The following is a 12,556-nucleotide window of genomic DNA, read 5'->3' on the forward strand; positions in this document are numbered from 1 at the left end:
GATGTTTCTATAAAGTTTGTTGCAATCACCCGTAGCCTGAATACACTTAACGCTCCATGGAGCGCAAGCTGTATTCAGGCTGCTCTGTTTTTCAAGATAAAAAAGCAGGCAAAGCCTTTAATCTACCCAAAAAAAGTTTGTCTGCTTTTCATTTACAATAATCCTCATTAAATAAAAGTAAACGGATCAGTATGAATTACAGAAGGGAAAATCTCCACTTCATAGCCATTGTCTTTACACATTTTTGTTAAAACCTTTGTTACCCCAATCTTCATCACTTTTTCAACATTGTGTCCAGGGTCAATAATATTTAACCCTTCAGCTTGTGCATCATGGGCAACATGATAATACATATCTCCTGTAATATAGACGTCCGCGCCTTTCATTAAAGCATGGGAATAATATTTATTACCGTCTCCACCTAAGACAGCAACTTTTTTGACCTTTGCCTCTAAATTTCCGACCACACGGACTCCATCTACTTCAAAGACTTTTTTGACATGATTAGCGAACTCTCTTAAGGTCGTCTCTTTTACTTTACCAATACGACCTAAACCTAATTGTTCCCCTCTTATTTGCAAATCATAGATATCATAAGCAACTTCTTCATATGGATGAGCTTTAAGCATTGCTCTTATTATTTTCTTTTCTTTAGAAGCTGCATAAATCGATTCGATTTTCACTTCCTCTACATGTTCTAATTTATTGACAGTTCCAATGTAAGGATCAGCTCCTTCTAGAGGTTGAAATTCACCGATTCCTTCTGTTGAAAAAACACAATGACTATAGTTGCCTATTGCCCCGGCTCCAGCATCACCGATCGCTTTCTTTACCTGTTCTGCCTGGTCTGTAGGTACATAGACAACTAATTTTTTTAATTTATCCTCATAAGTCGGCACTAATACTTGCGTTTCCTGTAATCCTAATGCAGCACTTAAAAGATCATTGACGCCGCCTTTTGCGACATCAAGATTTGTATGTGCAGCATAAACCGAAATATCGTGCTTAATTAATTTATGCATTATTTTTCCTGATGGATTATCCATTGTTATTTTGGAGAGTGAGCGAAAAATCGGTGGATGATGAGCGATAATTAAATCTACTTTTTGTGAAATTGCCTCTTCGACTACCTCGTCAAGTACGTCGAGTGCAATCATGACACGTTTTACAGGTTTACTTAAATCGCCAACCTGCAACCCTATTTTATCACCTTCCATTGCATATACTTTAGGGGAGAATTGCTCAAACAAAGATATTATTTCATAACCATTAATATTCTTCATGATTTATTCACCTCATCCACTAATGTTATCTTTTGTTGCAGTTCTTTGCGTTTCTGTATATTTTCTTCTGATTCAGGTGCAGCTTCTAACTGGGCAAGTATCCTTTGCCAATTCTTTTTCTCTAAGTTCCATTTTTTCACAAATGCATCATTTCTTTCTTTCATTAAAAATGGTCCAAATAAAATTGCGCTCTCTTCTCTTGTTTCGTATAAAGCAGAAGAATCCCCTTTTTCGGCCACTAGTATCTCATAAATTTTACCATCTTCTTCTAATATTTCTTCTGCTACTAGAGTCCAATTATTTCTTAACAGCCACTCACGAATAGAGACTGCACTAATATTTGGCTGCAAGACCAATCTTTGAACATTCTTTAATTTATCTCTTCCATTTTCTAAAATAGATGCGATTAGTGCCCCACCCATTCCTGCTATCGTAATGCAATCTACTTCATTTGTTTCAACTACTTCAAGACCATTACCTTTTCGCACAGATATTTTTGACGTTAATCCTTCTTGTTTCACCTGTTTAATAGCTGATTGGTAGGGACCGTCAACCACCTCTCCAGCGATGGCGAAACGAACAGCGTTCCTTTTTACCATATAGCACGGCAAATATGCATGATCGGATCCTATATCAGCAAACGTTGAATCTCTAGGTATGTATTTGGCGACGGTTTCTAATCGTTTCGATAATTTATCTGTATTCATTATTTACACCACATTTCAAATTCTAGTTAAAGCAAATACTTTGATACGACAAGTATAATTAATAAAGTAGCACCAATTATAGCAGCAATCGTAAAATAGAGTAGCTTATATTTCTTTCCACATAAATACCAAAATAAACAGTTAAGGAATAAAATGATATATAAAAATATGATTGCATTGGAAAAAAACTTCAAAACAAACGCTACACTAAATAAAAGAAAAATAATTGCAGCAACAGCAGCTGGTATATCAACATTTAACTGTTTCTTATTATACAAAAAAATTCCTACAAAACAAAAAATCAGAAAAATTAGTGAAATAGCCATTTGCAAAATGAAAGACAATTCAGTAAAATATAATAAAAATATAGTTAATGGAATGAAAGAAAAAAATAATAATGGCAGAAAGAATACACTATTTCTTTTTTTCCTTATCTTATTTTCTTCTACACCATTTCCTTCTGTATATAATGTGAGTAAATAATCACAATAATGTTCTGGAAGCATTTTATTCTCTTTCCAATAAGTAATTTCCTTAACAATAATTAATTTTCTCTGATCATCCATTTTAAAGCATCACTTCCTTAAGTATTTATGATCAAATAAAAGTTAAAAAAGAAACACTGGTCTCACCTTAAAAAAAAGAAATAGCTACTTCACAGGAAGTAAACTATTTCTTTATAGAATCATATTGAAGACCACTTAAGCTAAATTAGCTTATTCTAAGAAATCCTTCAATCGTTTGCTTCTGCTTGGATGTCTTAACTTTCTTAATGCTTTCGCTTCAATTTGACGAATACGCTCACGGGTTACACCAAATACTTTCCCAACTTCTTCAAGTGTACGTGTACGACCATCGTCAAGTCCAAAACGTAATCTTAAAACATTTTCTTCTCGATCTGTTAATGTATCTAAAACATCTTCTAATTGCTCTTTTAACAACTCATAAGCAGCATGTTCTGAAGGAGAAGTAGCATCTTGATCCTCAATAAAATCGCCTAAATGAGAATCATCTTCTTCACCAATTGGCGTTTCTAAAGATACAGGCTCTTGCGCAATTTTTAATATTTCTCTTACTTTATCTGGAGATAAATCCATGTCTTCTCCAATTTCTTCAGGAGTTGGTTCGCGGCCAAGATCCTGTAGTAATTGACGTTGAACACGTATTAATTTATTAATGGTTTCAACCATATGAACAGGAATACGGATTGTTCTTGCCTGATCCGCAATCGCACGTGTGATTGCTTGACGAATCCACCATGTTGCATACGTACTAAATTTAAATCCTTTTTCGTAATCAAATTTTTCAACAGCTTTGATTAAGCCCATGTTACCTTCTTGAATTAAATCCAAGAATTGCATTCCACGTCCAACATAGCGTTTTGCAATACTTACAACTAAGCGCAAGTTAGCTTCTGCTAAACGACGTTTCGCTTCTTCGTCACCCTGCAATATACGCTTTGCTAAGTTAATTTCTTCTTCTGCTGAAAGCAAATCAACTCTTCCGATTTCTTTCAAATACATACGAACTGGATCATTTATTTTTACACCTGGGGGAACACTTAGGTCATTTAAATCGAATTCTTCTTCCCCTTTAGCGAGTTCTTGGACATTCGGAGCTTCTTCTTCTCCGTCACCAATTAATTCGACTCCCTGATCACCTAAAAATTCGTAAAACTCATCCATTTGGTGAGAATCTAATTCAAAACTAGATAATTTCTCAGCGATATCATCATATGCGAGCACACCAGTTTTTTTTCCTACTTCTGTTAATTGTTCCTTTACCTGATCAAGGGTTAGTTCCGTTTCAATCTCTTTTGAACGGGCAGACTTTTCAGCCATATGTCCCCCTCCTTCCAAAAAATCAAGACAATGATATACCTATTTTAACGTTTTTTCTAATAAAAGGACTTCCATACCTATTTGAGCAGCTTTTATATAGTCATTTTGACGTTCTGCCTCTTTAAGCAATTGTTTCTTTTCCTTTATTTCAAGCATTTTTTCATAATTAATGACTTGTTTCATATAATCACTAATTTCTAGCTCACTTACCTCTTCATTCACTTCCATCATTTCGATTTCAGCTACAATCCGTTGTAAATCTGGATCATCAATAAAATTCATAAAAGAACTTGTATCATTGCCAAGACCTTTTTCATAGTAAGCAAGAAGATAAGTGAAAATAGCTTGATGTTCATCAATATTAAATGCTCTTCCCTGTAATGAGTTTTGCACTTTGTAGGCAATATCCTCACTTTTAAACATATGTGCAAGCAGTCTTTTTTCGGCGGTATGATATGCAGGCAACAAACCAGTCGCTCTTTTTTTCACCGTATATTGCTTCACAGGAACGACACTTTGCTCAACAGCCTGTTCCTTTGGAATCGATCGTTCCATTTGCATCTCTTGCTGTTTTAACGCCTCTAGGGAAAGTGAAAACTCATCCGCTAGTTGCCTTAAGTAGAGATCTTTTTCTACTGCCTTATCCAGTTTAGCAATTTCTCCTATTACTTCTTCGATATAGGCAAGTTTATCTCCTTCATTTTGAAGGTTTTTCCCTCTTCGATAGTACAGCATTTTGAATCCCATAAAAGGGATGCTTCCATGAAGAATTTCTTGCTGTAATTTATCTTCCCCAAATTTGTTCACATAATCATCTGGGTCCATTCCATCTGGTAACATTACTACTTTTACAACACAATTAGCCTTTGTAAGAAGCTTTCCTGAACGAAAGGCTGCTTCTATCCCTGCTGAATCAGAATCATAACAAATTGTTATATTTCGTGCGTTTCTTTTTAGTATTGCGATATGTTCCTCTGTTAAAGAGGTTCCCATTGTCGCAACACTATTTTCAACACCTGCTCTATTTGCAGCAATAACATCTGCAAACCCTTCAAACAAAACAACATGTTGAAGCTTTCGTATTATAGGCCTTGCTTTATGAAAATTGTAAAGTGTATTGCTTTTATTAAAAATTGGTGTTTCTGGACTGTTAAGATATTTGGGATTATTATCCCCTAATGCACGTCCAGAAAACGCAATTGTGTTACCATTTCGATCATTAATTGGGAATATTATTCGATCGCGAAAACGATCAAAATATTTTTCATCCCTTTCACTTTTTACAATCAAACCAGCTTTTTCTAATAGTGAAACATCAAATTTACGTTTCCCTAAAAATTTCACAGCTAAATCCCAAGAATTAAGTGTATAGCCTATTTGGAACTTTTCAATCATAGGTAGAGTAAAGCCCCTATTAGTCAAATATTCTAATGCATGCTGACCATCCTTTGTATTTACGAGCAAATGATGGTAGAATTTAGATAATAGTTCATGTGCATCAATCATTTGCTGTAAATCATTAGGAATTGCTGGTTTCTTTTCCAGTTCAGCTACTTCTATTCCTAAGTCAATATTCGCTCTGTCCGCAAGACTTGTTGCCACTTCTACAAAAGAAGAACCTTCTAAGTCCATAAGAAAGGTAAATACATTACCACCTGCATGACAGCCAAAGCAATGAAATATTTGTTTATCTGGCGATACGGTAAAAGAAGGTGTTTTTTCGCCGTGAAAAGGACAAAGACCGATGAAATTACGCCCTTGTCTTGTAAGGGATAGATGTTCTCCAATGATTTCAACAATATCAGTAGCTTGTTTAATTTCATTGAGTTTTTCTTCAGGAATGCGTGCCACCATTATCTACACATCTCCCTACTTATAGCCTACTAATAAATTATTCGACGTGTCCAATCGATTCTCCTTCATTTTTCGACAAAATCCTTATAAAATTTCTTCTGAATTTTTGTCGGTCCTCTTCTGTAAATGGTTTTGGCCCCTTACCATATACCCCTTTTCGTCTAGCTTTAGCAGATAAATAGCGCATATCAAGTGCAGCATTTATTGTTTCTTCCTCATACATTACTCCTCTTGGTGAAAGAACAGTAACATATTTTAGCAATAACGTGGAGGCCAAACCAATATCCTGAGTTACGACAATATCCTTTTTCTTGGTAGCATTCATAATAAATAAATCTACAGCTTCTTTATCGCTATCCACATACTTCCAGTTCTGCTTATCATTCTCTCTCTTCATATGTGCATAAGATGCAACGAATAGCAGCCTGTAATGATAAGAAGAAGCTATTTCGACAATATCTTCTTTTACTGGACAGGAATCTGCATCAACATATATCATATGTTTTCCTAATGTACTATTAATTCTACATCACTCCACATATTCCTTCTTCCTAGATAATTTTTTCACGAAAGAAGTAATGTCGAAAATTTTTTTATCCCTTTCCTTGACTTCTCACAATAAATAGTTTATTCGTAAAAAGCCAAGTCTAAACCTAAAATATGATACTTTTTTATCACAATTTTTTATTATAGTACAAATCCGCTTGAAATTCCATCTTTTTTTATCTATAATTATTCCTTTTATGCGATACTAGAACCAAAAAAAGATATGTAATGAAAATAAATCCATGGAAGATAGTCTATTTGATTACGAGCGTATATCTGCTCATTTTTAACAATTAAAAACTTGATTCTACCCATGGAGAACCAAGTCTTTACCACTCTAAGCTTCTATAAAAATACTTAATTATTTGCATTATACTTGGAGCGATAGTACAAATTATGAATAATATTCGCTGTTTCCTCCACAGCTTTATTTGTTACATCAATAACTGGACAGCCGATACGATTAACAATATCCTCAAAATAGGTTAACTCTTCTTTTATTCTTTCAATTTGCGCATAGCTTGCTTGGTCACTTAACCCAAGGGAGATAAGACGTTCTTTTCTTATATTGTTTAATTTTGTCGGACTTATTTTTAATGCAAAACATTTACTTGCTGGAACTTCAAATAATTCTTTTGGTGGATCAACCTCGGGTACAATTGGAACATTTGCTACTTTGACTCTTTTATGTGCTAAAAATTGAGAAAGAGGTGTTTTGGAAGTTCGAGAAACACCAATTAATATAATATCTGCCTTTTCTAGCCCTCTTGGATCCCTGCCATCATCATATTTCACAGCAAATTCAATCGCTTCGACTTTTTTAAAATAGTCTTCATCCAATTTTCGAACTAGTCCTGGTTCATATAAAGGAGTCTTTCCCCATAACACTTGAAATTGATCAATAATCGGACCAATTATATCGCATGCATACACGCCCTCTTGACGAGCTAACTCACTCATGTAATTGCGAATTTCTGGTTTGACAAGTGTATAAGCAATCATTCCATGTTCTAATTTTGCTTGCATAACTACCTCATGAATATTTGATTTATCTTCCACAAATGGGAACCTTTTAATTAACACATTTACATTATGTCCTGAAAATTGGCTAATCGCCGCTTTTGTTACAAGTTCAGCTGTTTCTCCAACTGAATCAGATACAACATAAATAATTTGTCTTTCAGTCATTATGTTCCTCCACAGTTCCTTTATGATTGTTAGATAAGTCTACAAACGCTCTAGTAATATTTGTCTTCGAAACTCTTCCTATCACAAGAAGACCACTTTCTGTTTTTTCTACGACTGGCAGTGCATCAATTTCTCGATCCATTAACTTGCAGCCAACTTCCACTAATATATCTTCTTTAAAACAATACGTGACATTGGGCATTCTAGTCATAATAATCGCCACAGGTAAAGAATTTAACTCTTGTTTACCTATGCTTGCACGCAACAGATCTTTGCGGGAAACCACCCCAGTTAAGGTGGAGTTTTCATCAACGACAAAAATGGTTCCAACATCTTCTGTAAACATAATTACAATCGCATCATAGACAGAGGAATTTTCATGAACCACTACTGGGTGTGAAAAATAATCTTTCACTAATATATTTCGGATATTATCTATCACTAACTTTTCTGAGTTTTTGCCAGTATAGAAATATCCTACACGAGGTCTTGCATCTAAAAAGCCAGCCATTGTTAATATCGCTAAATCTGGTCGAAGGGTAGCTCTTGTTAAATTTAATTTATCTGCAATATGCTCACCTGTAATCGGACCATTTTCTTTTACTATTTCAATTATTTTTTCTTGACGTTTATTCAGTTCGATTTCCTATTCACCACCTTCATTTAGGTAACGATATCTACTAACTATTATATACGAAATAAGCAGAATCAAAAGAAAAAGAATCCAAGGTTATCTCTTTTGAATCAATAAATTTTAAAAGTTCCTGTATATCCTTTTCATTATGCCGAATGTTGTTACAAAAATGAAACTAGGTAGGGATTTTCCCTGCCTAGCTTTCATTAAACGACCTATTTTCTACTTTACAATTATTTCGTTTACGCCAGCAAATCCTTTAATAGAATTTGCTATCTCCACCATCAGATTTAATCGATTTTCTTTAATCTTCTCATCATCAGCCATAACCATAGTATGGTCAAAGTATGCGGAGATTGCGTCTTGTAACGAGAATAATAATTGGAAGTACTCTTCTTCGCTTACATCTGTCTTGATTTTTTCCTTAACAGCTGTAAAACGATTATATAGTTCACTTTCATATTCGTTTTCAAATAAACTTGGATCGACCGTTGAAATCGTTGTTGCTTTATTAGAGATATTGATAATTCGGCTTAGTGCTTCTATTCCTTCTTTAAAATTAGCATCTTCTTTATGAAGCTCCAAAACTTTTGCTTTTTTTAAGACCTGTGCAGCTCCACCGATTTTATCTGCTAATATTGCATCTATCATATCATATCGGATACCATGTTCTTGTAAAATATGCTTCACGCGTAATTTAAAGAATGAAAGAACTGATTCTACTAAGTCCTTACCAGTAACTTTTGAAGTATTAGGCATTGCTTTTATCGCAAGTTCAACTAATTGCTCAATAGAAATACTCCAATTTTTATCCATAAGAGTCTGCACAATCCCTGTTGCCTGTCTTCTTAGTGCATAAGGGTCTTGTGAACCTGTTGGTACTAATCCAATACTAAAGAATGAAACAATTGTATCTAATTTTTCTGCTAATGCAAGCACTGCCCCGACATTGCTTGGAGCTGTTTCATCATCAGCATGGCGTGGCATATAATGTTCGTTAATAGCCTTAGCTACTGACTCTTTTTCTCCCTTTTGCAGGGCATAACGCTCTCCCATCAATCCTTGTAATTCTGGGAATTCATAGACCATATTTGTTACGAGATCAAACTTAGCAATTTGTGCTGCTCTATCAACATCTTGTTTTTCTTCTGTAGTTAAATGTAGTTCTTCCGATAACTTGGAAGCAATCAATCGTACACGAGCTACTTTTTCTGCTAAAGTACCAATCTCTTCATGATAAACAATTGCTTCTAATTTTTTAAGAAGTTCGTCTATCATTAATTTTTGATCTTCTTTATAGAAGAATGCAGCATCCGCAAGTCTCGCTCTTAATACTTTTTCATTTCCTTTTGCAACTTTGTCTAGGTGTTGATGGTCTCCATTACGAACGGTTACAAAGTAAGGCAATAACTCTCCTTCCTTCGATTTAACAGGAAAATAGCGTTGATGTTCTTTCATACTAGTAATTAATACTTCTGTAGGCAAGTCTAAAAAGGACGCTTCAAAAGTACCGTATAACGCAGTTGGATACTCAACTAAATTGGTAACTTCCTCTAATAAGTCTTCGTCGATTGGAATAATCCAATTGTTTTCTTCTTCTAATTTTTTTATTTGCGAAACAATTGCCTCTTTCCGTTCTATTGCATTAACCATCACATACTGAGCCAACATTTTCTTCTCATAATCAGATGGATTAGTAAATACTATTTCTCCACCTAAGAAACGATGACCACGTGATTCGTTAGAGGTCTCCACATTAGTAATTGAGAATGGAATAATTTCTTCTCCAAATAATGCGATAATCCATTTAATTGGACGTATATAGCGTAAATCATTATTTGCCCAGCGCATATTTTTCGGGAATGTTAAACTTAGAATCAAATCTTTTAATTCTAGTAACAATTCACTTGTTTGTTTCCCTTTAATAAACTTTTTAACATGAGCGTATTCAACACCATTTATCTCTTTAAAATAAATATTTTCTACGGTTAACCCTTGCCCTCTTGTAAAACCTTCAGCTGCCTTAGACCATTCGCCAGCTTCGTTCTGAGCAATACGTTTAGCAGGACCTTTTGCTTCTTCTTCCATATCTTGTTGTGATTCATCTAAACCAGCAACAAGAAGTGCTAATCTACGAGGAGAAGAAAAAGCCTGAACAGAAGTATATCCTAATTGCTTCTCAGCAAGCCAAGCCTCCATCTTCTCCTTTAGGGACAGAATACTTGCAGAGATAAAGCGTGCTGGCATTTCTTCTAAACCAATCTCCAATAATAAGTCTCTCTTATTCATGACTTTCTCCCTCCTTGCTTTTTAAAATTGGGAATCCTAACTTTTCTCTTTCTTCGTAGAATGTTTTTGCAACTTTACGCGCTAAATTTCTACATCTTCCAATGTAACCAGTTCTTTCCGTAACAGAAATTGCTCCTTTAGCATCCAATAGGTTGAAAACATGAGAGCATTTTAAAACATAGTCATATGCAGGATGTACTAGCCCCTCGTCCATTTGTCTATGTGCTTCTTTTTCATAAATAGAAAATAAGTTAAAGAGCATTTCTGTATCAGATGTTTCAAATGTATATTTACTATGTTCGAATTCTGGTTGATAAAATATATCTTTAACCGTAAACCCATCTGTCCATTCTAAATCAAAAACATTTTCTTTATCTTGAATGTAGGACGCTAATCGCTCAATCCCATATGTTATTTCAACAGACACTGGCTTACATTCCATACCACCAACTTGTTGGAAATAAGTAAATTGAGTGATCTCCATGCCATCAAGCCATACTTCCCAGCCCAGCCCAGCACAGCCTAAAGAGGGATTCTCCCAGTTATCCTCTACAAAACGGATATCATGCTCAAGTGGATTAATTCCTAATGCTCTTAAAGAATCTAAGTATAATTCTTGAATATTATCTGGAGACGGCTTCATAATTACTTGAAATTGATGATGTTGATATAAACGGTTTGGATTTTCTCCATATCTTCCATCTGCTGGTCTTCTAGATGGCTCCACATATGCCACATTCCATGGCTCAGGACCAATCGCTCTTAAAAAAGTATATGGGCTCATTGTTCCTGCCCCTTTTTCTACATCGTAAGCCTGCATAAGAATACAGCCATAATCAGACCAATGTTTTTGCAATGTTAAAATCATGTTTTGAATATTCATTGCTTTTAATACACCTCCGAGTTAATAAAACGTATATTCAGCATAGATTTAGGTAGAGTTTGTTCTTTTAGGAACGCAAAAAACTCCCATCCCTATGCCAAATATTTGACATAGGGACGAGAGTAAACCCGCGGTTCCACCCTATTTGCTGTATAAATACAGCCACTTTCATACGCAGTTGCTCCAAGAACGCCTTCCTTAATGCTCATGTACCTGGCTTTCACTGTCCCAAGCTCGCTTTTCATGAGGAGAATTAAGTACTACTTTCTATTCACCACAACACTCTTATTTACATGAATAATATCGAAATTTTTTTAAATTGTCAACCTTGCTAAAGTCTATATCTTCTTAAACCACTTGTCATTTATATTTAAACCTTATGTAAAAGCATCCCCTAAATTTTTCATTGATTGAATAAATTTTTTGGATTTCAAATACAAACCAGAATACTCTTCATAATAAGCATCAATAATCATACTAAGCTCTTTCTTAGTTGACTCTTTCACTGAGATACTTCCTAGACGTGAAATATCCATATAATAAAAAACGCGGAGAAGCTTTACCGTAGCCTGGGAAACCTTATAATGATATGGATCTTTTTCCAAGCATTGATGACAAATCAGCCCACCTTCCCGAATCGAGAAAGAAAAATGGCCTTCGGTTGCCCCACAAAAAACGCAACGATCTAATGTTGGATATAACCCTAAACTGTTTAACATTTTCAGCTCATAAATATTCACTAATATTTCCGGATCATATTCTTCATTCATATAGTTTAAAGTTTGAAACAATAATTCAAAATGAAACGGATTTGGCTTTTTTTCCTCTGTACACTTATCCGTAAGCTCGACTATATAACTAGCATATGCAGTAAGAAAAATATCTTCTTTTAATCCACGCATGCTAGAAATAATATCGCCTTGCTGCAAAAGTCCTAATCCACTACTACGCTGGACAAGAAAATAACCATAGACAAAAGGTTGGGTTACAGCTGAAAGTCTGCTGTTTGGCTTTTTGGCACCTCTAGCCATTACCCCAACCTTTCCCCATTCTCTCGTATAAAGAGTTACTATTTTATTGGATTCACTATAGTCAATTGATCTAATTACGATCCCTTCACACTTTTCCAGCATCACCATTCACCATCCCTTACTATAAGGACAGTGCTATGAGATGGGATAATCAAGTTCTGCTAGTTCCTCTTCTTTCATTCCTGGTATTTCATGATTAGCCTTTTCTAATTCTTTAAAAAGTAGATAAGTATCAATGTTACCTGTTTGGGAAAAAACTTTCCAGGTAAAGTCTAACATGTAAAACCCCACCTTTCGATT

General features: G+C 34.9%; 12 protein-coding genes. All 12 read right to left on the reverse strand.

Annotated elements, in window-relative coordinates; translation table 11 throughout:
• Positions 1–167 precede the first annotated feature (167 nt).
• The gene (locus NST60_RS23050) at positions 168–1,286 is read right to left on the reverse strand and encodes a Nif3-like dinuclear metal center hexameric protein (protein ID WP_328823071.1); all 1,119 of its coding nucleotides are present in this window, start codon (positions 1,284–1,286) and stop codon (positions 168–170) included.
• A complete protein-coding gene (locus NST60_RS23055; RefSeq protein WP_169188851.1) occupies positions 1,280–1,990 on the reverse strand; it encodes a tRNA (adenine(22)-N(1))-methyltransferase in 711 nt (236 codons plus the stop codon). Before NST60_RS23055 ends, NST60_RS23050 begins: the two co-directional genes overlap by 7 nt.
• Before the next feature lie 26 nt (positions 1,991–2,016).
• Positions 2,017–2,556 (reverse strand): hypothetical protein, encoded by a 540-nt coding sequence (locus tag NST60_RS23060; protein WP_016202991.1) that lies wholly within the window; start codon positions 2,554–2,556, stop codon positions 2,017–2,019.
• A 150-nt stretch (positions 2,557–2,706) separates the two neighbouring features.
• Positions 2,707–3,831, reverse strand: coding sequence for an RNA polymerase sigma factor RpoD (rpoD, locus tag NST60_RS23065; protein WP_016202990.1), 1,125 nt, complete (start codon positions 3,829–3,831; stop codon positions 2,707–2,709).
• A gap of 39 nt (positions 3,832–3,870) precedes the next feature.
• Complete coding sequence (gene dnaG, locus NST60_RS23070) at positions 3,871–5,685, reverse strand: DNA primase (RefSeq protein WP_169188852.1); 1,815 nt, start codon at positions 5,683–5,685, stop codon at positions 3,871–3,873.
• Positions 5,686–5,722: 37 nt separating this feature from the next.
• Positions 5,723–6,184 carry a YaiI/YqxD family protein gene (locus tag NST60_RS23075; protein WP_169188853.1) on the reverse strand — a complete coding sequence of 154 codons (462 nt, stop codon included), beginning with the start codon at positions 6,182–6,184 and terminating at the stop codon, positions 5,723–5,725.
• A gap of 404 nt (positions 6,185–6,588) precedes the next feature.
• Positions 6,589–7,419, reverse strand: a complete 831-nt coding sequence (locus NST60_RS23080) for a pyruvate, water dikinase regulatory protein (protein WP_016202987.1) — start codon at positions 7,417–7,419, stop codon at positions 6,589–6,591.
• Entirely contained in the window at positions 7,412–8,062 is a 651-nt protein-coding gene (locus NST60_RS23085) for a helix-turn-helix transcriptional regulator (RefSeq protein WP_169189702.1), read from the reverse strand. Before NST60_RS23085 ends, NST60_RS23080 begins: the two co-directional genes overlap by 8 nt.
• Positions 8,063–8,275: 213 nt before the next feature.
• Positions 8,276–10,342: a glycine--tRNA ligase subunit beta gene (gene glyS, locus NST60_RS23090; protein WP_169188854.1), complete on the reverse strand. Its 2,067-nt coding sequence runs from the start codon at positions 10,340–10,342 to the stop codon at positions 8,276–8,278.
• Complete coding sequence (glyQ, locus tag NST60_RS23095; protein WP_016202984.1) at positions 10,335–11,225, reverse strand: glycine--tRNA ligase subunit alpha; 891 nt, start codon at positions 11,223–11,225, stop codon at positions 10,335–10,337. The genes glyS and glyQ overlap by 8 nt, the downstream gene beginning before the upstream one ends.
• 377 nt (positions 11,226–11,602) lie before the next feature.
• Positions 11,603–12,358, reverse strand: a complete 756-nt coding sequence (gene recO, locus NST60_RS23100; RefSeq protein ID WP_040343267.1) for a DNA repair protein RecO — start codon at positions 12,356–12,358, stop codon at positions 11,603–11,605.
• A gap of 33 nt (positions 12,359–12,391) precedes the next feature.
• A complete protein-coding gene (locus tag NST60_RS23105; RefSeq protein ID WP_016202982.1) occupies positions 12,392–12,535 on the reverse strand; it encodes a YqzL family protein in 144 nt (47 codons plus the stop codon).
• Positions 12,536–12,556: the final 21 nt, after the last annotated feature.

The sequence above is a fragment of the Niallia sp. FSL W8-1348 genome, from assembly GCF_038006745.1.
Classification (GTDB): Bacteria; Bacillota; Bacilli; order Bacillales; family Cytobacillaceae; genus Niallia; species Niallia alba.